General features: G+C 70.0%; 22 protein-coding genes. 10 read left to right on the top strand and 12 right to left on the bottom strand.

Annotated elements, in window-relative coordinates; all coding sequences use genetic code 11:
* The first annotated feature begins 7 nt into the window (after window positions 1–7).
* Both ACQPZX_RS20435 and ACQPZX_RS20440 read left to right on the top strand, forming a co-directional pair.
* Window positions 8–2,116 carry an NACHT domain-containing protein gene (locus ACQPZX_RS20435; RefSeq protein WP_433383098.1) on the top strand — a complete coding sequence of 703 codons (2,109 nt, stop codon included), beginning with the start codon at window positions 8–10 and terminating at the stop codon, window positions 2,114–2,116.
* On the top strand, window positions 2,116–4,428 hold the full coding sequence (locus ACQPZX_RS20440) for an NACHT domain-containing protein (protein WP_433383100.1): 2,313 nt from the start codon (window positions 2,116–2,118) through the stop codon (window positions 4,426–4,428). Before ACQPZX_RS20435 ends, ACQPZX_RS20440 begins: the two co-directional genes overlap by 1 nt.
* Here ACQPZX_RS20440 and ACQPZX_RS20445 read toward each other — a convergent pair.
* Complete coding sequence (locus tag ACQPZX_RS20445) at window positions 4,417–5,631, bottom strand: cation:proton antiporter domain-containing protein (RefSeq protein ID WP_433383101.1); 1,215 nt, start codon at window positions 5,629–5,631, stop codon at window positions 4,417–4,419. The two genes, ACQPZX_RS20440 and ACQPZX_RS20445, sit on opposite strands and share 12 nt — an antisense overlap.
* Before the next feature lie 150 nt (window positions 5,632–5,781).
* On the opposite strand from ACQPZX_RS20445, the gene ACQPZX_RS20450 reads away from it, so the two are divergent.
* From ACQPZX_RS20450 to ACQPZX_RS20475, 6 genes are read left to right on the top strand one after another with little or no spacing between them, the layout of a single operon-like run.
* Window positions 5,782–6,660 carry a nucleoside hydrolase gene (locus ACQPZX_RS20450; protein ID WP_433383103.1) on the top strand — a complete coding sequence of 293 codons (879 nt, stop codon included), beginning with the start codon at window positions 5,782–5,784 and terminating at the stop codon, window positions 6,658–6,660.
* A complete protein-coding gene (locus ACQPZX_RS20455) occupies window positions 6,661–7,947 on the top strand; it encodes an ABC transporter substrate-binding protein (RefSeq protein ID WP_433383105.1) in 1,287 nt (428 codons plus the stop codon).
* Complete coding sequence (locus ACQPZX_RS20460; RefSeq protein WP_433383107.1) at window positions 7,944–8,816, top strand: carbohydrate ABC transporter permease; 873 nt, start codon at window positions 7,944–7,946, stop codon at window positions 8,814–8,816. Before ACQPZX_RS20455 ends, ACQPZX_RS20460 begins: the two co-directional genes overlap by 4 nt.
* Window positions 8,813–9,700 (top strand): carbohydrate ABC transporter permease, encoded by an 888-nt coding sequence (locus ACQPZX_RS20465; RefSeq protein WP_433383109.1) that lies wholly within the window; start codon window positions 8,813–8,815, stop codon window positions 9,698–9,700. The genes ACQPZX_RS20460 and ACQPZX_RS20465 overlap by 4 nt, the downstream gene beginning before the upstream one ends.
* Window positions 9,697–11,208, top strand: coding sequence for a DUF4038 domain-containing protein (locus ACQPZX_RS20470; protein WP_433383111.1), 1,512 nt, complete (start codon window positions 9,697–9,699; stop codon window positions 11,206–11,208). The genes ACQPZX_RS20465 and ACQPZX_RS20470 overlap by 4 nt, the downstream gene beginning before the upstream one ends.
* 14 nt (window positions 11,209–11,222) lie before the next feature.
* Entirely contained in the window at window positions 11,223–12,668 is a 1,446-nt protein-coding gene (locus ACQPZX_RS20475) for a hypothetical protein (protein ID WP_433383113.1), read from the top strand.
* Here the strand turns inward: ACQPZX_RS20475 and ACQPZX_RS20480 are convergent.
* The 5 genes from ACQPZX_RS20480 to ACQPZX_RS20500 are packed head-to-tail and all read right to left on the bottom strand — an operon-like array spanning window position 12,652 to window position 17,312.
* On the bottom strand, window positions 12,652–13,653 hold the full coding sequence (locus ACQPZX_RS20480; RefSeq protein WP_433383115.1) for a Gfo/Idh/MocA family protein: 1,002 nt from the start codon (window positions 13,651–13,653) through the stop codon (window positions 12,652–12,654). The two genes, ACQPZX_RS20475 and ACQPZX_RS20480, sit on opposite strands and share 17 nt — an antisense overlap.
* Complete coding sequence (locus ACQPZX_RS20485; RefSeq protein WP_433383117.1) at window positions 13,646–14,410, bottom strand: ThuA domain-containing protein; 765 nt, start codon at window positions 14,408–14,410, stop codon at window positions 13,646–13,648. Before ACQPZX_RS20485 ends, ACQPZX_RS20480 begins: the two co-directional genes overlap by 8 nt.
* 10 nt (window positions 14,411–14,420) lie before the next feature.
* Window positions 14,421–15,218, bottom strand: coding sequence for a carbohydrate ABC transporter permease (locus ACQPZX_RS20490; RefSeq protein WP_433383118.1), 798 nt, complete (start codon window positions 15,216–15,218; stop codon window positions 14,421–14,423).
* Entirely contained in the window at window positions 15,211–16,098 is an 888-nt protein-coding gene (locus ACQPZX_RS20495) for a carbohydrate ABC transporter permease (RefSeq protein ID WP_433383120.1), read from the bottom strand. The genes ACQPZX_RS20490 and ACQPZX_RS20495 overlap by 8 nt, the downstream gene beginning before the upstream one ends.
* The gene (locus ACQPZX_RS20500) at window positions 16,098–17,312 is read right to left on the bottom strand and encodes a sugar ABC transporter substrate-binding protein (protein ID WP_433383122.1); all 1,215 of its coding nucleotides are present in this window, start codon (window positions 17,310–17,312) and stop codon (window positions 16,098–16,100) included. The genes ACQPZX_RS20495 and ACQPZX_RS20500 overlap by 1 nt, the downstream gene beginning before the upstream one ends.
* Window positions 17,313–17,508: 196 nt before the next feature.
* Between ACQPZX_RS20500 and ACQPZX_RS20505 the strand changes: the two genes are divergently transcribed.
* The gene (locus ACQPZX_RS20505) at window positions 17,509–18,522 is read left to right on the top strand and encodes a LacI family DNA-binding transcriptional regulator (RefSeq protein ID WP_433383124.1); all 1,014 of its coding nucleotides are present in this window, start codon (window positions 17,509–17,511) and stop codon (window positions 18,520–18,522) included.
* A 42-nt stretch (window positions 18,523–18,564) separates the two neighbouring features.
* On the opposite strand, the gene ACQPZX_RS20510 is transcribed toward ACQPZX_RS20505, so the two are convergent.
* Genes ACQPZX_RS20510 through ACQPZX_RS20530 form a run of 5 tightly spaced genes read right to left on the bottom strand, consistent with a single transcriptional unit; the run spans window position 18,565 to window position 22,441 of the window.
* Window positions 18,565–19,065: a nucleoside deaminase gene (locus ACQPZX_RS20510; protein ID WP_433383126.1), complete on the bottom strand. Its 501-nt coding sequence runs from the start codon at window positions 19,063–19,065 to the stop codon at window positions 18,565–18,567.
* On the bottom strand, window positions 19,062–19,775 hold the full coding sequence (locus ACQPZX_RS20515; protein ID WP_433383128.1) for a phosphatase PAP2 family protein: 714 nt from the start codon (window positions 19,773–19,775) through the stop codon (window positions 19,062–19,064). Before ACQPZX_RS20515 ends, ACQPZX_RS20510 begins: the two co-directional genes overlap by 4 nt.
* 10 nt (window positions 19,776–19,785) lie before the next feature.
* Window positions 19,786–20,457: a phosphatase PAP2 family protein gene (locus tag ACQPZX_RS20520; protein ID WP_433383130.1), complete on the bottom strand. Its 672-nt coding sequence runs from the start codon at window positions 20,455–20,457 to the stop codon at window positions 19,786–19,788.
* An 8-nt stretch (window positions 20,458–20,465) separates the two neighbouring features.
* Window positions 20,466–21,338 carry an RNA polymerase sigma-70 factor gene (locus tag ACQPZX_RS20525; RefSeq protein ID WP_433383131.1) on the bottom strand — a complete coding sequence of 291 codons (873 nt, stop codon included), beginning with the start codon at window positions 21,336–21,338 and terminating at the stop codon, window positions 20,466–20,468.
* The gene (locus ACQPZX_RS20530; RefSeq protein WP_433383133.1) at window positions 21,335–22,441 is read right to left on the bottom strand and encodes an NAD(P)/FAD-dependent oxidoreductase; all 1,107 of its coding nucleotides are present in this window, start codon (window positions 22,439–22,441) and stop codon (window positions 21,335–21,337) included. Before ACQPZX_RS20530 ends, ACQPZX_RS20525 begins: the two co-directional genes overlap by 4 nt.
* An 83-nt stretch (window positions 22,442–22,524) precedes the next feature.
* On the opposite strand from ACQPZX_RS20530, the gene ACQPZX_RS20535 reads away from it, so the two are divergent.
* Entirely contained in the window at window positions 22,525–22,836 is a 312-nt protein-coding gene (locus ACQPZX_RS20535; RefSeq protein ID WP_433383135.1) for a hypothetical protein, read from the top strand.
* A 7-nt stretch (window positions 22,837–22,843) separates the two neighbouring features.
* Here ACQPZX_RS20535 and ACQPZX_RS20540 read toward each other — a convergent pair whose 3' ends face one another.
* Window positions 22,844–23,056 (bottom strand): VOC family protein, encoded by a 213-nt coding sequence (locus ACQPZX_RS20540; RefSeq protein WP_433383137.1) that lies wholly within the window; start codon window positions 23,054–23,056, stop codon window positions 22,844–22,846.
* Between the last annotated feature and the right edge of the window lie 8 nt (window positions 23,057–23,064).

Here is a 23,064-nt window from a genome sequence, read left to right on the forward strand (position 1 = left end):
GCCACCAGTGAGCCGGGTCAGTCGCCAGACCAAGCTGCGGCTCGCGGACGTGCTGGTGAAGACCGTCGGCGCTCTCCTGCCGGGTCCGGCCGGCACGCTCGCGGGCGAGTTGGGCGCCTGGGCGCTGGAGGCGAGGGCCGGCGTCGACCCGGAGAAAGAGCTGGCCATCGAGATCGAGGAGGCGGTCGGCGGCCTCACCAAGAAGGCCGCCCGCAGCCTGGAGAGATCGTTCCCGGACAACGACGTCGACCGTGCCACCGAGTTGGTGGTCGCGACGTTCGAGTCCGTCGAGCTCGATCCCGGCAGCCTCGCCGACCTCGGCCTGTCCGCCCAGCGGCTGACCGGCATTTATCTGGCCGCCGCGCCGGCCGATCTGGAGGAGCAACTCGGCGACGCTGCCGGCGCCTATCGCCGGCTGGTCGCCGAGATCTGCTACCGCCTCGAGCGGCTGTTCCTGGGCAACACGTACGTCCAGGGCCGGATCCTGCAGGACATTCTGGAGCGCCGCCGGGGCGAGGAGGTCCGCCTCTTCAAGCGCAAGACGGAATGGGACGACGACGAGTTCACCTGGGACTACCGTTTCGAGGCGCGCGAGCTGATGCCGGCGGTGGCGGCGACGAGCCCGAGTGGGGCCGAGCTCGAGCTCGCGATCGACGCGGTCTTCCAGGAGCCGCACGGCCAGGTGGGCGGGGAGCCCGGCCACGCCTTCGATCTGATCAAAACCGGCCGGGGCTGGATCGTGCGGGGCGCGGCGGGCGCCGGCAAGACGTTCCTGCTCCACTACCTCGCGCTCCAGGCACTCGCGGGCGGGCTGCCGATCGAGCAGTGGCGCGCCAAGGTGCCGCTCTACTTCGATCTGAGCGGCGGCGTCGAGCCGGTGCCGGCCGACGCCCTGGCCCGGCTGGACGGCCGCCTCGCGAGCAGGGCCCCGGCCGGGTGGGAGGAGCGCCTGATCCAGCGCGGCGAGATGCTCGTGCTGCTGGACAACGTCGACCCCGCGGACAAGGACAAGAAGGTCGCCCGGCTGATCGGCGACGCGATGGCCGCGGGTTGCGTCGTCATCGTCAATTCCCGGTCCGCCGTGCCCGCGTCCTGGATCGACGAGCTGGGCCTGCGCGAGATCCACCTGCTCGAGCTGTCGCCGCTGGAAGTCGATCGCTTTGTGATGCGCTGGCACGAGGCGGTGGCCGAGGAGTGCGCGACGCAGCAGGAGCGCGACGAGGTCCGGGCGGCCCGCGACGAGCTGCTGATGGCCATCGGCCGGTGCTCGGACATCCGCCGGCTGTGCGCCGGGCCCAACTTCCTGGCCGGGCTGTGCCGTGCGCTGCTGCGCAGCGACCTGACCCTGCCGGCCGACCGCGCGATCCTGGTCCAGCAGGTGCTCGAGGCGGCCGGCGACGACCCGGTCCCGCTCGACGACTGGGACGACCTGATCGAGCTGGCGCACTGGTCGGCCGAGAACGACGAGGAGTTCACCCCGGCCCAGGCCGCCACCTGGCTGGGCCGGACGCCGGCCCGCATCGACGAGCTGGTCCAGCGGCACCGGATGCTCCGGCGCTGCGACGGCGCCAAGCTCGCCTTCGTGCGGGACGCGGTCCGCGAGACGCTGGCCGCCCGGTTCCGCGCGCAGCGCCAGTTCGTGGGTCAGCTCGCCGAGGCGGCCGCCGTCCCGGCCAAGCGCGGCGCAGTGGTGGCCGCGGCTGCGTTCCTGCCGCAGTCGGCCGCGGACGAGCTGCTGGGGCGCCTGGTCGACCATGGCCGGACGGACGTGGCTCGCGCCGCTCTGCACGTGATGCAACAGGTCGACGCCGACCTGCGCGCGTCGATCCTGGCGGCGACGGCGGACCTGTTCCCGCCGGTCTCCCCGGAGCAGGTCGGCCGGGTCGTGGCGGGCGGCGGCTCGCTGCTCGATCTGCTCGCGCATCAGGAGCCGGCCGGGGCGGGCACGGCCGCCGCCGTGCTGGCCCTGACCGGCCCGGAAGACCTGGCCGTGGTGGCGACGGTCGCCGCGAGGGCCGACGCGGCGGCGCGGCAGTTGATCCTCGAGGCGTGGGATGATCACCCGGATAAGGCGGCCTTGGACGAAATGATGGCAAACCGAGAGGAGCGGAGCTGATGGAACCGGTGCCCGTCCTAGCGCTCGGCTCCAGCGTCATCAGCGCGGTGATGGAATTCTGGTTGCGGCGGCAGAAGAGCCGCAGCGAGCCGCTCGACCAGTTCCTCGACACCCAGGTCTCCGATCCCCTGGATCGGCGCCGCCTTGCCCGGCGGGTCGACTCGCTCGTCGACACCGTCGTCGCGAGTCTCTCCGCGGATGCCGGATACGAGCAGCTCGACGATGATTCCCGCGCCCGCGTCGTCAACGCCGTGCGCACCACCCTGGAGCAGGCCTCGTTGTCGCCCGCCGACCTCAAGGAGGACGCGGACCGGCTTCTGGCGATCATCAAGGAGCGGGCCGGCGTCACCCTCGTCTTCGCGGACGAGCAGCAGGTGTACGAGGCGCTGCTGGCGAAGACCGTCGCGGTCCTGCTCACCGCCGTGGCCGTGCTGCCGGAGTCCAATCCGTACGTCGTGGCCGAGCTGCTGCGCAACGGCGACGAGATCGACAGCGTGCTGCGCGCCCGGCTCGAGGAGCTGCCGGCCGCCGGGGCCGGCGACGAGGCGTATCGGCTGGCGCTGGTCACCGGGCTCGACCAGGCCGAGATCGTCGGGTTCACGCTGCCCGCCGCGCTGCGCCGGTTCTCGCTGAGCCGCACCTACAGCCGGCCGCGGGTGACGGTCGAGCGGGAGGACATGCCGGTCGAGTGGGCCCTCGCCGACTTCCCCCGGCTCTACCTGACCGGGCCGGCCGGGTCGGGCAAGACCGCGCTGCTGCGCTGGCTCGCCGTCGACGGCGCCCGTAAGTCCCTCGACGGCCTCCTGGAGTCGCACAACGAGCTGCTGCCGGTCTATCTGCCGGGCAGCCGCCTCGGGTCGGCCCCCTCGGAGGAGCCGCGCTCCGTCGTCGATTTCGTCTTCCAGTACGCCCGCCCGTCGCTTCGCGAGAGCATCAGCGCCGACGCGCTCGACCGCCGTGCCGCCCAGGGCGAGGTCTTCTTCCTGCTGGACGGCCTGGACGAGTTCGGCCAGAAGCAGCTGCCCCGGATCCGGCACTGGCTCACCCAGCTCGTGCAGCGGTACCCGAGATGCCGGCTCGTGGTGTCGTCCCGGCAGGCGGCGATCGATCCGGCCGTCCTCACCGACCTCGGCTTCGCGGTTGCCACGCTGAACCCGTTCGACGACGCCGGCGTGGCCGACCTGGCCACCCGCTGGTTCAATACGGTCGGCCCGACCGTGCCGGAACGGGTCAAGGACCGCACCCCGGTGCGGCTCGGCCGGGAGGTCGTCCGGCTGATCCGCAGCAGCCCGCAGCTGCGCGAGCTCGCCACCAGCCCGCTGATGTGCACGCTGATCTGCGGGGTCTACCTCGACCGTGGCCTCGAGTGGCTCGAGGGATCCGACATCTACGCGGCGTTCGTCGAGATGATGATCGAGCGGCGCGACGTCGAGCGGGGAGTGGGCCGCGAGCGGCTGCCCCGGTCGCTCGCCTCCATCTTCCTGGAGGACCTCGCCGGATTCATGCTCGTCAACGGCTGGACCGAGGTGCCGCGCGAACGGGTGCTGGACCGCCTCGACCACACCCACGCCACGCTCACCAAGCCGGCGCCCGACCCGTACGAGATCCTTGATTCGCTTCTGGTGGAGAGTGGCGTCCTCGTCGAGCCGGAGCGAGGCCGGATCCGCTTCCTGCACCTCACCTTCCTGGAATATCTCGCGGCCCAGAACTTCCTGCACAACGACGAGATCGACCGGATGATCGAGCGGGCGCACGAGCCGCTCTGGCGCGCGACCCTGGTCATGGCCGTGGGGCAGGCCCGGCACCGCCAGGGCGACCGCCTCGTCTCGGCGCTGGTCGAACGGGCCCAGCGGGACGTGCCCCGGCGCGCCACGCTGGTCGGTCTGCTCGAGGAGTGCGTCCGCAGCGCCCACCGGCTCGATCCCGTCCTGCGTGACCGCGTGGACGACCTTCGCGACCGGCTGGCTCTCGACGTCGACGAGGGCCGGCCGCCCTGGCAGCTCTGGCTGAGCACCTCGGACCGGGCGGTCTCCGATAGCCTGACGTCCTGGCTGCTGGCCGAGCCGGCCCTGCGGCGCGAGGGCGGCCCCGTCTTCGCCGAGGGGCAGCGCGGTCGCGAGCGCCCGGCCCCGCCCGGCATGGTGTTCTGCCTGTCGCTGGCCGCCGGCGGCCCGATCCTGATCGGGGACCTGGTCACCGCGATCACGGCCTGGCAGGCCGCGCGGCCGGGCAACGACCGGGTGGAGTCGACTCTGGTGGTGCCGGAGGCGGGTGTCACGATCCGGATCTCGTCGGAGCCGTCACCGCGTTAGTTTGCGTACCTGCGGGTGGACGCCGGTTTCCTCCGCGCCGTACCGCTTGGCGAACGGTTTGCCGGTCAGGCCGTGCGCGAAGACGCTCAGCAGCACGGTCAGGCCGATGACCGCGACCGCCTGCTCGGCGCCGCCGCCGATCTCGTCCAGCGCCAGCAGCGCGAAGATGACCGAGGCCAGGCCGCGCGGGCCGAACCAGCCGATGAAGGCCACCGTCGGCGGGCCCAGCCCGGATCCGATCAGCACCAGCGCGACCGGCAGCATCCGGATCACGGTGAGGCTCAGCAGCGCGTAGGCGAGCGTCCGCCAGTCGGCGTGGCCGATGACGACCGGGACGGCCACCGCGCCGAACAGCAGCCAGGTCAGCAGCGAGACCAGGCCTGCGGTCTGCTCGACGTAGAAGACCTCGCGGGCCTCGCCGCGGCCGGCGGCGTGGCCGAATGCGAGCCCGGCCACGAACGCGGCGACGAAGCCGTTGCCGTCCAGCCACAGCGTGCCGGCGTAGACCGCCAGGGCCAGCGCCAGCACGCCGGGCCCGGCGAAGTCCTCGGACGCCCAGCCGCGCTGCCGGGCCGCCCGCATCGCGTAGCCGCCGGCCAGCCCGGCGCCGATGCCGACACCGGCTCCGATCGCCAGGTCGACCAGCGCGGCGCCGGGCGTCGGCGCGCCGTGCGCGCCCGCGGCCGCCCCCGCGATCGCCACCGTCACCACCGGGGTCGCGATACCGTCGTTGAGGCCGCTCTCCACGTTGAGGACCCGTCGCACGCGCAGCGGCACGGCGGGATCGGTCATCACCGCCGCGCCCAGCGCCGCGTCGGTCGGCGCGAGCGCGGCCCCGATCAGCAGGGCGAGCCAGACGCCGAGACCGTCGAAGAGCCACGCCGCCAGCACCGTGCCCAGCGCGATGGTCAGCGGCAGGCCGAGGCCGAGCAGCCGTCCGTACAGGCCCAGGTCGGAGCGCAACTCCCGCAGCCCGACCCGGGACGCGTCCGCGAACAGCACCCAGACCAGGGTCACCTCGGCCAGCAGCTTGACGGTCTCGGCCACGCCGCCCGGCTCGGCGAGCTCCCACCCCCGGGACAGCGCCAGCCCCACCAGGACGAAGACGATGGGCGCGGTGAGATCGGCCCGGCTGAGCCGGGCCGAGAAGAGCGCCCAGGCGAACACGACCAGCGCGCCCACCGTCAGGACGATGACGTCCATGCCTCCCGATGCTCGGGGGTGGCCATCCGTCGTGTCGTCATCCACGGCGCATGAGCGAAACAGGCCGTTGACAACGGGTACATAGACCGTTCACAGTATTCGCATGGCCAGTCGGTCCTGAATAGATATTCACGACCCAGAGGAGTGTCCATGTCCCGCCGCCGCGTCATCGTCGACACCGATGCCAAGAACGAGGCCGACGACCAGTTCGCGATCGTCCACGCCCTGCTCTCGGCCTCTCTCGACGTCCGCGGGCTGATCGCCGCGCACTTCGGAAGGCACCGCAGCGACCGCAGCATGGAGGAGTCCCGCGAGGAGATCGACCTGCTGCTGCGCCTCATGGACCTGGACGGCAAGGTCACGGTGGCCGACGGGGCGGCGACCGCGCTGGCCGGCGAGTCGTCGCCGCGGGACAGCCCGGGCGCGCGGCTGATCATCGAGGAGAGCCTCCTCGACGGGCCGCTCTACGTCGCGTTCCTCGGGCCGCTGACCGACATGGCCTCGGCGATCCTGCTCGACCCCGCGATCGTCGACCGCGACGTCGTGGTGATCTGGATCGGCGGCGTCGCCTACGGCGGCATCGACGCGGCCTATCCCGGCCTGGAGTTCAACCTCGGCAACGACATCGCCGCCGCCAACGTGGTCTTCGGCTCCGGGATCACGGTCTGGCAGGTGCCGTCCAACGTCTACTCGCAGGTCTCGGTCGGCTACGCCGAGCTGGAGGAGAAGATCGGCGGCACCTCCGCGCTCGCCGACTACCTGATCGAGCAGCTGGTCGAGTGGAACGCGGCGCACCACCCGCAGCCCATCGAGTCCCGGTCGCTGGGTGACTCCCCGGCGATCTCCCTGATGCTCTTCCCGCGCGGCGGCCAGTTCCGCACCGTGCCCGCGCCGCGCTTCGGCCGGGAAGGCCACTACCTGCCCGGCACGGGGAACCCGATCCGGGTCGTCGAGACCGTCGACGTCCGGTTCCTGCTGGAGGACATGTTCGCCAAGATCCGCCGCTTCGGGCGGCAGAAGGAGCTCTAGGTGATCACCAGACGTCAATTCCTCAGTGTCAGTGGCGGGACGGCCCTCGCCGCCGGACTCGCCGCCTGCACCGGCACGAGCAACGACAGCAGCGGCGGCGGCGCCACCAACAGCGGCCTCAAGGAGCTGCGGCTGTTCACGTACGAGGACAACTCGACGATCGACCTGTTCAAGGCGCAGATCAAGAAGTTCGACGAGCAGAACGGCACGACCACCACCGTCGACTCGCTCCCCGGCTCCGGCGCCGCGGTCTACCCCGACAAGCTGCGCACCGAGCTGCTCGGGGGCAAGGGCCCGGACGTGTGGCGGATCTGGGGCGGCGAGATCGGCGCGCCCTTCGTCAACGCCAAACAGGCCATGGACCTGAGCAAGTACTACGACAAGTACGGCTGGAGCTCGAAGCTGAACCCGGCCGCGATCGAGGGGATGACATTCGACGGTGTGAAGGGCGGGATGCCGTTCATCGCGCTCGGGATCGGCGGCTGGTACAGCAAGGCCGCGTTCGCGAAGGCCGGGGTCAGCGCCCCGCCCAAGACGTACGCGGAGTTGGAGGAGGCCAACGCCAAGCTGCTGAAGTCCGGCATCACCCCGCTCGCCACGGCCGGCAAGTACGGCTGGCACGTCATGCGCCTGTTCGAGTACCTCCTCGAGACGAGCGCCGGCGCGGACCTGCACGACAAGCTGCTCACCGGCGACGAGAGCTGGGACCGCCCCGAGGTGGTCACGGCGTTCACGAACTTCAAGAAGTGGCAGGACCAGAAGTGGATCCCGGAGGGCGCCGTCGGTCTCGACCCGGCCGACGTCGAGCTCTGGTACGTGCAGGGCAAGGCCGCCTACACGATCACCGGCCCGTGGACCGAGGCGCAGGGCATCCAGGCCGGCGGCAAGAAGTCCGAGGACTTCGGCGTCTTCGAGTTCCCGACCGGCACCGACCCGGTCCGGCACTCCGGCTTCGTCGAGGGCTACATGATCAACGCCAAGGCCGGCAACCCGGACATGGCGGCCGCGCTGCTCGACTTCCTCAACCAGCCCGCCACCCACCAGGCCCTCAAGATCACCGCCTCGGTGGTGGCCGGCGCCGAGCCCGACAAGGCCACGCTCCCGCTGTCCTACGAATGGTCGCAGGGGCCGGCCAAGAAGCCCTTCTACACCATTCAGGACCAGGCCTTCCCCAAGAAGGAGGCCGATCAGTACTTCGCCATCCAGAGCGACGTGCTGCAGGGCAAGACCAGTCCGGCCGACGCCGCCAAGAAGATGCAGGACGTCATCAAGGCCTGGAAGAAATGAGACGAGGAGGGCTGGTCGCGTGGGCGTTCGCCGCGCCGGCCCTGCTCGTGTACTTCATCTTTCTCGTCTATCCGGCGCTGTCGTCGCTGTGGTTCAGCTTCACCGACTGGGACGGGCTCAGCGCCACCTACAACGTGGTCGGGCTGGACAACTACAAAGCCATGCCGAGCGATCCGGTCGTCGTCCAGGCCGCCGTCAACAACCTCATCTGGGCGGTCGTGACGGTAGCCGTACCCGTCGTCCTCGGTCTTGCTCTTGCCGTCGTCCTCAATGGAAAGGTGCGCGGCAAGCCGTTCCTGCGCCTGATTTTCTACACGCCGGCGGTGCTGCCGCTGGTGTCGGTGGCATCGATCTGGGGTTGGCTCTACAACCCGCAATACGGCGCCATCAACGCGTTCCTGCGCGCGATCGGATTGGACAGCCTCGCCCAGCCGTGGCTCGGTCAGGACTCGACGGCGCTCGGCGCGACGATGGTGGCGGCGATCTGGTTGCGCGTCGGCTTTCCCATGCTTCTCTACCTCGCCGCACTGCAAGGCATAAATCCCGACCTGTACGAGGCGGCCACCGTCGACGGCGCGGGAAAGTGGCAGCAGTTCTGGCACGTCACGATGCCCGGCCTGCGCCCGGCGCACTACGTCGTCATCGCATTGTCGGTCATCGACTCGTTCAAGGTGTTCGACCTGATCTACGCGATGACGTACGGCGGTCCCGGAACCGCCACCCAGGTCATGGGCACCTGGATGTACTTCAACGTCTTCCAGTACAACCAGGCCGGCTACGGCACGGCGATCGCGGTCGTGATCACCGTCGTGGCGGTGCTGGTCAGCATTCCGTACGTCCGTTCGCAGACGAAGGAGCACGCGGTATGACCTCGGTAGCCCCGACCGCCGCGTTGCCGGACACGACCGTGGCCGCCGTCCGGCCGAACCGGAAGGCCCGCGGCGGCCTCGGCACGACCGTGCTGATGGTGCTGGCCGCGCTGGTGTGGATCTCCCCGCTGGTGCTGCTGGTGATCACGGCCGTGCGCCCGCTCGCCGACTTCATCTCGCACGGCCCGCTGTCGTGGCCCGACGAGCTCACCTTCCGCAACTTCACGCAGGCCTGGGACATCGGCAATTTCGCGACCACCTATCGCAACAGCGCCATCGTCCTGATCCTGAAGGTTCCGCTCGGCGTTTTCCTCTCGGCCATGCTGGCGTACGCCTTGGCGAAACTGCGCATCCGCTTCGGCGCCGCCATCATGTACACCGTTTTCCTGGGCCTGACCATCCCCATCTACATCACCATCGTGCCGGTGTTCGTGATGGCCCGCAGCGCCGGCATCACCGACAGCCTGATCGGCCTCATCGGCCCTTATCTGGCCTTCGGCATCCCGTTCGAGGTCCTCGTCCTGCAGTCGTTCATCCGCCAGATCCCCGACGAGATCATCGAGGCGGCCCGCATCGACGGCGCCGGCGCCTGGCGCATCTTCCTGACCATCGTGATCCCGCTTTCCGCCCCCGCCCTCGTCACGGTCCTCATCCTGGACGCCGTGGCGACCTGGAACGAATTCCTCTTCGCGCTGATCCTGCTCAACTCGGACGCGCACAAGACGATCCCGGTCGGGTTGCTCAACTTCCAGGGCCAGTTCTCCAACAACAGCACCGGATTGGCCGCGGGCATCCTCATCGCCGTGGTGCCGATCCTCATCGCGTACACCTTCCTGCAACGCTGGATCGTCGGCGGCCTCACCGCCGGAGCGTCGAAGGGATGAACGCCTGGGAGGAGGTTTCGTTCGAGCTGCGTTCGTCGCAGGTTCTCGAAGAGCCCTATGCATCCGTCGATGTCTGGGCCACCTTCACCCACGACGACGGCGCCATTCTGCGCCGCCCCGCCTTCCACGACGGCGGCCGGGTGTGGCGGGTCCGATTCGCCTCGCCGCTGTCGCACGGCACGTGGCGTTGGCAGACCAGTGCGAATGTCGCCGACCCCGGCCTCCACGCGAGCGGTTCGTTGGACGTCACTCCCGATTCGCTTCACCGGCCCGGCTTCTGGCGCATGTCGCCCGGCGGTCGCAGCCTCATCCACGCCGACGGCACCGCGGCCCTCATGGTCGCCGACACCGCCTGGGCCCTGCCGTGGCGAGCCACCGAGGAGGAGGTCCTCGAATACGCCCGCGACCGCGCCGCCAAGGGCTTCAACGCCGTGCTCCTGATGTCGGTCCAGCCCGATATGCGCGCCACGGGCCCGCGTGACCGGAGCGCCGACGAAGGTTTCGATGTGGCTTTCGAAGACCTTTCCTCCGGCCATCTGAACCAGCCGGACTACGGCTACTTCCAGTACCTCGACCGCCTCCTGGCCGTCCTGGCCTCACACGGCATCGTCCCGGTCCTGCAGCCCGTCTTCCAAGGCTTCGGCTGGAAGGGCCTCGACGTCGCCGGCACCGTCGTGCCACCGTCCGAATACGCCCGTTACTGCCGCTACCTCGTGGCCCGTTACGGCGCCCGCCCGATGGTGTACCTGGTGGGCGCCGACGGCGCCGGCACCGAGCCCCAGATCGAGGCCGGCGGCCGCGAGATCCACGAGACCGACTGCTACGGCCAGCCCACCGGCATCCACTACCGGCCGCACGCCCGCGCCACCGCCCACCAGGCCGCGCCGTGGCTCGATTTCCAGTGGTGCCAGACCGGCCACGGCGGCGAGCACGTCCCCGAGCGGGTGGCTTTCCTGCACCGCGAAGATCCGGTCAAGGCGGTGGCCAACGGCGAGCCCACCTACGAGCGCACCGGCGGCCCCGACGTGGCGACCGGCTGGTGGCAGGGCCACGAGGCCTGGAGCAACCTGTGCGCCGGCGGCACCATGGGCGTCGTCTACGGCGCCGCCAACATCTGGCAGTGGGTCCACCGCGACGGCGAACCCGGCCACGCCCCGTTCTTCCTCGCCCCCAGCGGCGGCTGGCGCGAGGCCCTGCAGTGCGAGGGCTCGACCTACGTGGGGCTGGTCGGCCGCATCCTCGCCGGCCTGCCCACCACCGACATGCAGCCGGACTGGGAGACCTTCATCGCCCCGCGAGCGCTGAGCGTTCCCGGCCAGCTGCACATCATCTACCAGGAGAGCGGCGGCTGGCTGCCGATGATGCAGGAGCGGGGGACACCGTACGCGTACCGCATAGTCGACCCCCGCACCGGCGACGTCCTCGCCACCGGCCGCCTGTATCCGGGTGAATCCCTCGACGCCGACCCGGCGCGGCGACCCAGGGTGGTCATCTTCCACAACGAGTAGTTACCTTCCTCGATGTGGAAACCCTTGACGGCGACGCGTTGCGGGCCGCGCTGATCGAAGCGGCCTCGTCGGGAAACGACAACCGGCTGGCCGAGCTCTGCACGACGCACCACGAGACGATCCGGCGGGACTTCGGCGCCTGGACCACCGTGCCCGTCGAGGTCCGCGCCGACGCGGCCGCGGTCCAGCGCTACGCCGGCACCCTCATCAAGGTGGCCCAGGTCTTCGCGACGCGCCTGAGCGATCCGGCCCTGCTGCGGATGATGACCGGGCCGCAGGAGTCCAACCCGATCGCCGATTGGCAGCGGGCACTGGGCCAGGCCCGCCGGCTGATGGGCGCGGCACGCTTCGACGAGGCCCGGCAGTTGCTCTCGCACACCGCCGCCGAGCTGGACGGCGTGACCGGTTCCGCCGTCGACCAGATCCTGCCGGTGACCCACGGCATGCTCGGGGAGTGCTTGTTCCAGCTCGGCGAGGCGGCGTCCGCGGTGGGACCCACCACCACCGCGCTGCGGCTCTGCGAGGAGCTCGACGATCAGGCCGGCGTCCGTGCCTACCTGGAGAACCTGGTCGAGATGTACCGCTATCTCGGCCGGGCCGAGGAGGCCGCCGATGCCGCTTCCCGGTACGCCGACGTGCTGGCGAGGTCCGGCCCGGCAGGCCCGGCGGCGCAGCGGCGACGGCAGGCCCAGTTGTTGCGTGCCGGCGAACCGTTGAACCGCGTCGTGGCCGTCATCGGCGACGACCGCTACGAGCTCGACGACCTGCCCCGAGTGCGCGATTCCCGGGTCGGTTTCGTCTTCCAGCGCAACCGCCTCACCCTCGAGCCCTCCCGCCGCCGCACCGCCGAGGGCGAGCAGCTCGCCGGCCAGGGCCGCCTTGCCGAGGCGTCCGAGGCGTTCGGGGAGGCGGCCCGCCTCGACCCCTTCGACCCGCATCCCCACTACCTCTGCGCCCAAGTGCTCCTCGACCTCCGCCGCTACGCCGAGGCCGTGGCCGAGTACGAGACAACCGAACGCCTGGCGCCCGGCTGGTTCCACTGCCGGGCCGACCTGTGGCTGGCGCGCGAACTGGCCGGCGGCACGCTCACCCACGAGCTGTTCCAAGTCGTCTACCGGCTGGAGGACGCATCGATGCCACCCGCCGAGAAGGCGAAGGCGGCCGAGGCGGCACTGCGGGAGGCGCCGCGGTTGCCCGCGCTCCACCTCCTCCACGGCCGCAGCCTGGCCGCGCTGGGCGCCGCCCGCAAGGCCGAGGACGCCTACCGCAACGGCCTCGCCCACGCCACCGAGCCCGACATCCGCACCCGCCTGCTCGTGGCGCTGGCCTTGGCATCGCGCTCGAAATCGGAACGCCAGACCCTGCTGACCGAGGCGGCGGCGACCCCCGACGGCAACCTCGTCGCTGCCGCGACGGCCATCGTCGCCCTGCGCAGCGACAAGCCTAGGTGGTTTCGCTGAGGACCTCCTCGATCGCCACCTTCCGGTGCTCGGCCGCCGATCGGACGGCGGCCTCGACCATGGCCAGGCTGACGATGTTGCGGGCGGCGGCCGAATCGGGCCGCTTCCCCTCGCGTACGCAACGCACGAACTCCGCCAAGGACCCGGCGATCCCTTCCGCCTCGGCGCCCACCTCCCCGGTCAGGACCGTGCCGTCGGCCAGTTCCGCCGTGGGGGGATTGTCGCCGTCCCAGGTCGCGGTGCCGCCGGCGCCGTTGACCCGCCACGCGCCGTTCCACGATGTCTCCAGGCCGGGGGCGCACCAGCTCCCGCTGAAGGTGAACCGGCTGCCGTCGGCGAGGACGAATGTCGCCTCGGCGGCGGCGTTGCCGGCGTACCAGCTCCACGACGGGTTGTAGGCATCGCAGCTCACGGTCAACGGATCGGCCCCGGTCAGCAGCCGGGCCAGGTCGAACTGGTGTATCGCCATGTCCAGCAGCAGCGGGTCGTCCATCTGTTCGCGGAAACCGCCGAAGCGCGGCGCCTTGAAGAACTGGCAGTTGACGGTGCCGATCGGGCCGATCCGGGCGATCAGGCGCCGGAACGCGGCCAGCGTGGGGGAGTAGCGGCGGGACTGGGAGACCATCAGCAGCTGCCCGTGACGCTCGGCCGCGTCCACCATGGCGCGGGCCTCCGCGATGGTGGGGGCGATCGGCTTCTCGCACAGCACCGGCAGCCCGGCGGCCAGCGCGGCGACGGTGGTGTCGCGGTGCGCCTCGGGGACCGTCACGTTGACCATGGCGTCGGCCCGGGCCTCGGCCATGACCGCGGCCAGGTCGGCGCCGGTGACGACAGCGCCGTGGCCGGTGGCCGCCTCGCGGGCGAGGCCGGCGTCGAGGTCGACCAGCCCGGCCAGCTCGACGTCCGGGCTCGCCCGGATCGCGGCCAGCCAGGCCCGGCCCATCGACCCGGCGCCGACCTGGAGAAGCCGCAAGGGTTCAGTCATCGATCGGTCCGGTGTAGCCCTGGCCGCGGAAGAAGTCGCCGGTCTCGTACCGGAGCAAGGTCGGGATCTTGCGCTCCGGCCGCTCGCTGTGGACCCACTGGACGCCGTTGGCGATCACCTTGCGGACGTCCTTGTGGTGGTACACCGGGTAGTCCTGGTCGCCCGGCGAGAAGAAGAAGATCTTGCCGTGGCCACGGCGGAACGTGCAGCCGGAGCGGAAAACCTCGCCGCCGCTGAAGGTGGAGAGGAAGATCAGCTCGTCCGGGACCGGGATGTCGAAGAACTCGCCGTACATCTCCTGCTGCTCGATGACGATCGGGTGCGGCACGCCCTGGGCGATCGGGTGGGTCGGGTTGACCGTCCAGACCAGCTCGCGGTCCTGCTCGCTGCGCCACCGCAGGGTGCACGTCGTGCCCATCAGCTTTCCGAAGATCTTCGACCAGTGCCCGGAGTGCAGCACCACCAGGCCCAGGCCGGAGAGCACGTGCCGGTGGACGCGCTCCACCACCTCGTCGGCCACCTCGCCGTGCGCGGCGTGCCCCCACCAGACCAGCACGTCGGTGCCGGCGAGGACCTCCTCGGTGAGCCCGTGCTCGGGCTCGTCCAGGGTGGTCGTCGTGACCCGGGCCGTGGCTCCCAGGTTCTCCGAGATGCCCGCGGCGATCGTCGTGTGCATGCCGTCCGGGTAGATGTCTCGTACGTGTTGCTCGATCTGCTCGTGGCGGTTCTCGCCCCAGACGAGGACTTTCAGAGTCACGGTCAGCCCTTCATTTGATCGAGCCGCCGGTGGCGCCGGCGGCGATGTACCTCTGGGCGATGACCAGCAGGATGATCGCCGGGATCGAGGCGAGCATCGCGGTGGCCATCACCGCGTTCCAGTTGGCGACGTGCGAGCCGAGATAGGTGTAGATGCCGAGGGTGACCGGCGTGATCGTGCCCTTGGTGGTCAGCGTCAGCGCGAAGAGGAAGTCGCTCCACGCGAACAGGAACGCGAACAGCCCGGCGGTGATCAGCGAGTTGCGGCTGATCGGCACGACGATCGACAGGAACGCCCGTAGCGGTCCGGCGCCGTCCACCCGGGCCGCCTCGACGATCGACGGGGGAATGCCGAGCATGAAAGAGCGCATGATGAGTACGCCGAACGGAATGGCGTTCGCGGCGTTCGCGATGATCAGTCCCGGGATGCTGTTGAGCAGGCCGATGTTCTCGAACAGCGTGTAGAGCGCATTGGCGATGACGATGCCCGGGATCATCTGGCAGATCAGGATCGTCAGCAGCGCCCAGTTGATCCACCGGAAGCGGAACTGCGCGAGCGCGTACGCGGCCGGCGCGGCGATCACCAGCGTCACGACCACCGCGCCGAGCGCCACCATCAGGCTGGTGACGAGGTTCTTTCCCTGGTCGTGCAACGCCGTCACGTACCCCTGGAAGGTCGGGTTCGTCGGGATGAGAGAGGCGGGCAGTGCTCCTCCCGTACGGGATAAGGAAATGTTGAGCATCCAGTACACCGGGAAAAGCATCAGCGCGAGCAACAGGATCGCGATCGAGGTCCGGACCTTACTCATCGATCCGCCGCCGGTTCACCCGCAGGTAGACGATCGCGAAGATCAGCGAGATCGCGATGAGGATGTTGCTGAGCGCCGCGCCCTGGCCGAACTTGAACTGCACGAAAGAATGCTGATACGACATCAGCGAAATGGTCTGGGTGGCGTTCGCCGGGCCGCCCTGGGTCAGCCCGAGGATGATGTCGAGCACCTTCAGCGTGTAGATCACGCCCAGCATCAGCGTCACACTGACGACCGCCCGCAGCTGCGGCCACGTGATGTGCCAGAACGCCGTCCAGCCGCCCGCGCCGTCCAGCGCCCCCGCCTCGTACAGCTCCTGCGGGATGTCCTGCAGCCCGCTGTAGAGCAGGGTCAGGTTGAACGGGATCCCGAGCCAGATATTGACGAGGATGACCGAGATCAGGGCCACCCGCGGCGAGGTGAGCCACGGGACCGGGCTGTGCAGGGCAACGTTCATGATGCCGCTGTCCTGCTCGAGGATTGCCCGCCACACCGCGCTGCCGACGATCAGAGGCAAGAGCCAGGGCAACAGAAACAGAGCCCGGAGTACGCCGTTGAGCGGGAAATTCTTGTGAAAGAACAACGCCAGCAGCATGCCGATGACGAACTGCCCGACGATCGAGCCAAGCGTGAACAGCGCGGTGTTGACCACCGCCTTGCTGAACACGCTCTCGCTCACCACGGTCACGTAGTTCTGCGCGCCGAGCCACTCCGCCCGCCCGGTGAAGAACGTCCGCAGGCCGTAGTCCTGGAAGCTCATCACCAGGTTCTTGATCACCGGGTAGCCGAAGAGGGCCGCGATCGCGAGCGCCGCCGGGACGACGAACAGGATCTTGACGATCCCCTCCCGGCGGCGCGCGCCGATTCCGGCGTCGGCCATCAGTTCGCGCCGGCCTTGGCCATCGCGTCGGCCGGAGCGCTCTGCCCGGTCAGCACCTGCTGCATGCCGGTGTAGATGACCTTGGCCGTGTCCGGCCACTTCTCGCCGAGCTTGCCGGTGCGGGCCCGCGCGGTGGCGACCGCGTCGACGAAGCCGGCCATCTTGGGCACCTCGGTCTTGAACTGGCCGGCCAGGGCCAGCTTGGTCGGCACGAGGCCGCCGTCCTTCGCCCGCTTCAGCTGGTTCTCGTCGCTGTTCATGCACTTCACCAGCTCGGCCGCCTTGGCCATCCGGGCCTCGCTCGCCGTCAGCGGCACGGTCCACGCCTCACCGCCGAGCGGCGCGATCGAGGTCTGCCCGGACTGGTTGACCGGGAACGGCACCACCCCGTAATTGATCTTCGCCTTGTCCAGCGACGGGATCTGCCACGGGCCGTTCAGCATCATCGCCGCCTTGTGCGCGATGAACTGGTCATTCACGTCGCCCTGGCTCCAGTTGACGACGCTCTTGGAGGCCGAGCCGTCGTCGACGAGGTCCTTCCACAGTTGCAGCGCCCCGGCGACCTCGGGCGTCTTGAGGTTGGTCTCGTCGCCGCCGTTGGTCCACATCGCGGGCAGGAACTGCCAGGCGCCCTCGTAGTCGGCGGTGGCGTTGAACGCGAAGCCGTACCGGCCGCTCTTGGTGAGCTTCTTGGCCGCGGCCTTCAGCTCGTCCCAGGTCTGCGGCGGCTGCACGCCCGCCTCGGCCAGCATGTCCTTGTCGTAGAAGATGGCGATGGTGTTGGCGATCGGCTGCAGGGCGTACAGCTTGTTCTGATAGGTCGCGGCGGAGACGGGGCCGGGCGCGTACCCGTCGGCCCTGATGCCGTAATCCTCCAGGGGCGCCAGCGCGCCGGTCGCCGCGATCTGCTGGATGTCCGGGTTGTCGAGCATCAGCACGTCGGGCAGCGTCTTCGACGAGGCCTGCTGCAGCACCTTCTGGATCAGCGTGGGGCCGGGCACCGACTGATGGTCGATCTTCGCCACACCGATCGAGGTCCCGCACTGGGTGAGCATGTCGCCGACCTGGGTCTTGGTGGGCTCGTCGCTGTAGTAGTCGAGCACGGTGAGACTGTCGACCTTCTCGGACGAGTCGCCGCCGTCCTTCGAGCCGCCGCAGGCCGTGAGGGTCAACGCCAGCGCGGCCGCCGCCGCGAGGCTTTTTCTGGGCACCATGGCATCCGTTTCCTTCTCTGGTTAACCGGATAACCGTCACGCCGCATCCGGCCGTCATCGTCGTCATGGGATTTGCCGGTGAACCGGATCACCGACGCTTCTGGAGTGTGTCGCGTCACACTTGGCCTGTCAAGGGACTTGGTGAACCGGATCACCGCTGCCGTATGCTGCCGGGGAGATCGGGAAGGGGAGTGCCATGGCGGCGACAATCCGGGACGTCGCGCGGGCCGCGGGCGTGTCACCGGCGACGGTGTCGTACTACCTGAACGACACGAAGCCGCTGACCGCCGCCACGGTGCAGCGGATCGAGCACGCGATGGCGGAGCTCAAGTTCCGCCGCAACCCGGTGGCCCGCGCCCTGGCGAGCCGCCGGTCGCGCATCATCGCCCTGGCCTACCCGTTCAGCGACGCCCACGAGTCGTACTCGGCGCGGCAGTTCATCATCGGCGCCGCCCGGGCCGCCGCCGCCCGCGACTACAACCTCGTGGTGTGGCCCGTCGACGACGACGGCCTGGAGCTGGCCAAACTGGCCGAGCAGGGCCTCGTCGACGGCGTCCTGCTGATGGACGTCCGCAACAACGACCCGCGCGTCGACGCGCTCGACAAGCTCGGCGTCCCCGCCGCCCTGATCGGCCGCACCGGCGACACCGCGACCCTCCCCTACGTCGACATCGACTTCGACGAGTCGGTCAAGATGGCCTTCGATCACCTGCTGGGGCTGGGACACCGGCGGATCGTGCTCGTCAACGGCGAACTGGAACGGGGAAAGCTGCACGGCTTCGGCCCGTACGTGCGCACCGAGACCGCGTACCGCCGCATCATGGCCCAATGGGGCCTGGAACCCGCGGTCATGCTCTGCGGCCAGACCGTCACCGACGGCCGCGCCGCCGCCGGCCGCCTGCTCGCCGACTTCCCCGGCGCGACCGCGGCCATCGTGATGAACGAGCTGGCCGCCCCCGGCGTGACCGCCGAGCTGATCCGGCGCGGCCGATCCGTCCCCGGCGACATCTCCGTCATGTCGATGTACAGCACGGTCAACGTGGCCGCCATGTCCACCCCGAACCTCACCACGTTCACCACGCCCGGCATCGAGCTGGGCGCCCTGGGCGTCGAAAGTCTGCTCAAGCATCTGGACGGCTTCCCGGCCCCGCCCATCCTCGCCATCGGTCAGCTGGTGATCGGCGCCTCGACCGGCCCGGCGATCAGCTGAGCTCCTCGAAAACGATGCCGGCGTGATCCATCCGGCGGACCGTCATGCCGCGCCGTCCGATCCCGCCTGCGGGAAGCGCCGCCGGTGCAGGGCCTGCAGCTCCTCCTCGAGCTCCGGCGCCGGCCCGTCCACGACCGCGCCCGGGACGACGGCCGTGATGGGCAGGGCGGCGACCGGGCCCGCGGGGATGCCCCATCCCGCCCGCCACGCGCCGAGCTGGGCGGTCGACACCGCGTACACGATGCGCCCCAGCCCCACCCAGCCGTGACTTGCCGCGCACATCGGGCAGTGCTCGCCCGACGTGTAGACCGTCGCGGCCGCCCGCTCCTCGGGGGTCATGTTGCGGGCCGCCCAGCGGGAGATCTCGAACTCGGGGTGGCGGGTCTCGTCGCCGTCCTTCACGCGGTTGCGGTCCTCGAAGAGGACCTTGCCGTCCGCCGACACGAGAACGGAGCCGAAGGGCTCGTCGCCGTCGTCGATCGCTTCGCGGGCCAGGTCGACGCAGCGGCGCAGGAAAGCCAGGTCGGTCTCGGTGATCGTCACGCACCGATCCTATGGGGGTTGGACCATGGCACGCGGCGGTTGAGGATGGCCATGGCCATGATGGTGATGCAGAGGGCGCCGTTCAGGAACGACGCGGTGACGTCGCTCGGGTGGTGCATGCCGCGGTACAGGCGGGAGACGGCCACGCCGATCGGCACCAGGATCAGGGCCCAGCAGAGCCACTTGGCCCAGGTCTGGTTGACCTGGTAGGCGAGCACCAGGGCCAGGCCGGCGTAGAGGGCGAACGCCGCCGAGGTGTGGCCAGACGGGAAGCTCGAGGTCGGCGGCGAGTCGTCGAGGTGCTTGACGGCGGGGCGCTGCCGGTCGATCACCAGCGTGGTGAAGAAGAAGACGATCGCCTGGGCGCTGACCGCGGCGCAGAGGAACAGCGGCTCGCGCCAGCTGTGCAGCTTGCGCAGCAGGATGAACGCGGTGATGCCGGTGACCGCGATGATGACCGGCGTGCTGCCGATCAGGCTGAAGATCTCGGTGATCACGTTCAGCGGGCCGTTGCGGTGCGCGGCGAAGTAGCGGTTGATGCTGTCCTCGGCGGTGAACGGCCACACGTCGTTGAGAACCTTGGTGATCAGCAGCCCGAGCCCGATCATCGCGAGCAGCAGGACGGCGACGGGCAGCAGAATGCGCTTGGCGACGGCGGCCACATGGGGGAGGTCCACATAGTTTCGCGCGGCGGCGGCTATCTCGGGCATGGATCGCGCTCTACCCGATCCGCCGCTCTTCTATGCCTCGGGGCGCGGAAGCCGGAAGCCGATATCGGGCGATGAGAGCGACCGCGACGCCGAGCAGCAAGCCCGCGACGACGTCGCTGGTCCAGTGGACGCCCAGGGCCACCCGGCTCACGCACGTGATCAGCGGGATGACGACGGCGCCCGCCCAGAGCCAGAAGCGGGCACGAGGACGGCCCGCGGTGTGCGGGAGCAGCACGATCAGGAAGACCGCGGCGCCGAGCGCGTTGTTCAGCGCGTGGCCGGACGGGAACGAGTAGCCGGCCGCGCGGGCCACCGGGTCGAGCAGGTCGGGGCGGTGCCGGCCGACCAGGAGCTTGAGCAGGCCGCCGAGGATGCCGCCGGCGGTCATCGTGACGGCGACCCACCAGGCCAGCGGCCACCGCCGGCGGCGGGCCAGCCAGATCACCAGGCCCAGGGCGGCCACCCGCCACACGTTGGGGTGGAAGATCAGGCTCCACCAGCTCATGGCGTCGACCCACCACCGGTGGCGCAGGGCGAAGCCGTGCAGCGCGTCGGTGATCGCGCCGTCGAGCGTGTGCAGCCAGGCGACGTTGCCGACGACCAAGATCGCGAGCAGGGCAACGGGCACGAGCAGCAGGATCGCACCGGTCGCCCGCTCGGTCAGGCGTAGTTCGGGCCGCATGACCTCGGCTATACCCGGTAATGGTCGCCTTTTGCGATCGCGCCCAGTTTGTCGGGGTTGGCGACGTTGTGGATGGCCAGCACGCGACCGTCGGGGGAGATGTCGAGGGTGATCGTGGCGATCACCCGGCCGGGCCCGCTGAAGATCATGCCGGGCAGCCCGTTGATCTCGGCCGGCTCGGCGCGCATGTCGGCCGGCGCGACGCCCTGATAGGTCGCGGTGCCGAGCGACGCGAACCAGGCGGCCACGACCTCGGCGCCGACGACCGGGCGTAGCGCCTGGCGTACCTTGCCGCCGCCGTCGGTCCAGAGGGTCACCTCCGGTGACAGCAGCTCCATCAGCGCGTTGACGTCACCGCCCGTGGCGGCGGCGAAGAAACGGTCAGTGACCTCGCGCTGCTGCGCCCGGGTCGCGGTGAAGCGCGGCCGCCGGGCCGTGACGTGCTCGCGGGCCCGATGCGCGGCCTGCCGCACCGACTCCTCGGACCGGTCCACCGCGGCGGCGATCTCGGCGTGGCTGAAGTCGAAGACCTCGCGCAGCACGAAGATCGCGCGCTCGAGCGGGCTCAGGGTCTCCAGGACGACGAGCATCGCCATCGAGACGGAGTCCGGGTCGGCCGGCGAATCGGTGAGGATCGGCTCGGGCAGCCACGGCCCGGCGTAGACCTCCCGCCGCCGCTGGGCGTCGCGCAGCCGGGCGAGGCTCTCGTTGGTGACGATCCGGGCGAGATACGCCTTCGGGTCGGCCACCTCCGCGCGATCGGCGGCCGACCAGCGGATCCACGCGTCCTGCACCGCGTCCTCGGCGTCGGCGGCCGAGCCGAGGATGCGGTAGGCAACCGCGAACAGCAGGTTGCGGTGGGTGTCGAAAGGGTCGGTCATGACCGCTTCCCGCGCGGCCAGAACGCGCCCGAGGCGGGCATGCGCTTCATGCGGCGGTAGGTGGGCCAGGGCGATGCGGTCACGACTTCTTTGTAGCGTGCGGCGAGCCGTCCGGTCAGGTAGAACCGCCGGGGACTGTCGTCGCCGTGCGTGAACTGCACGACACCGTCGCCGCGGCCCAGGCTCACGGGCGTGTGGTAGTAGCCGAAGCGAAACTTCCTGGGTTCCTTTCCCGCGAGCGTGCGAACGATCGAAAGCGCCGCGTGCACCCCCGTCGGCATGCCGCCCTGGCAGGTGCCGTGCATGATCCCGTACGGCTGGCGGATCGCCGCCGCGTCGCCGACCGCCCACACGAACGGGTGCGACACCGACCGCAGCGCGCCGTCGGTCACGATCCGCCCCCGCGCGTCGGTCTCGATACCCGCCGCGAGCGGAGAAACTTTCGTGCCACCCGCCCACAGGAAGACGTCACCGGGCAGAAATTCATCATTCACGCGTACGCCCGAGGGCAGCACCTTGTCGATCGACCCGACGACCGTGCGCACGCCGAGCCGCTCGAGCGCCTTTTGCAGATACTTCCTGGCCCGCGGGTTCATGTTGTTTCCCGGCGCCGACCGCCCCACCAGCGTGACCGTCGCCGAGGGGTACCGCGCGGCAATCTCCGCGGCCGACTCGATCCCCGTCAGCCCGGTCCCGCCGACCACCACGTGCTCCGCCATGGCCAGCCGGTCCGGCAACAGCAACGCGTCCTCGACGGTGTAGCCGTACTCCTCGGCCCCCGGAACGGAGGACGTGTCGGGAACGGCGCCCAGGGCGTACACGAGGATGTCGAATTTGATTTTGCGGTCCTCCAGCGAAACGGTGCGCTGTCCCAGATCGACCGACGTCACCCACCCCTGCTCGAAGCGCGCGCCCGTGCCCGCCAGCAGCTCCGGAATCCGCAGGTCGGCGACTTCCTGCCCGGTAGCCACCATCGGCAGCCGCAGTCGCTCGGTGAACCGGTCGCTCGCGTTGACCAGCGTCACCTGGACGTTCCGCGCGGCCAGCTGGATCGCCGCCGCCATGCCGGCGTACCCGGCGCCGAGAATCACGATGTTCGTCATGCCCGCGAGATGAGATCCACCCGCCCGAACGTGACCTGACGTGACCGGCGTCATACCGTGCATCCGGACGAGGGGAGGCCGGCGTGCTGCGGATCGACGAGGTAGGCAGACGGGCCGAGGCGCTGGAGGGCGTCCGCCGCAGCATGGTGGACGGGCTCGCGCAGTGGCGCTACCAGGGCAGGCTCGTCGCCCGCCAGCTCGACGACACGCACCTGGTGATCCGCGCGGACTTCGACTACCGCGCCTCGGTGCTGCCGCAATTCCCCGGAACGTTCAGCGTGCCGAGCCGCTACCGCAAGCACATGATGATGGTCGCGGACCTCGCCAACGGCGACCCCGGCGCCATCGAGGATGCTCTAGCGGCCGCATGGCAGCTTCAGCGCAATCCCGGCTGACCCGCCATCAGAGCTGTGCATGGCCGATTACACAGAACTCATTTCCCTCGGGGTCTCGTAGCACCACGAAGTCAGCATTGTCGGGATAGCGCCAGTCGTCGACCCGGGTGGCGCCCAGCTCGACGAGTCGCTCGACCTGCGCCGCTTGCGCATCGGTGTAAAGGTCGAGATGCAAGCGGACCGGTTCCCGCGCGACGGAGTCGGTCAGTTGCAGGGACACCGCCTGGA

Source organism: Actinoplanes sp. CA-142083 (assembly GCF_050942195.1).
Lineage (GTDB): Bacteria > Actinomycetota > Actinomycetes > Mycobacteriales > Micromonosporaceae > Actinoplanes.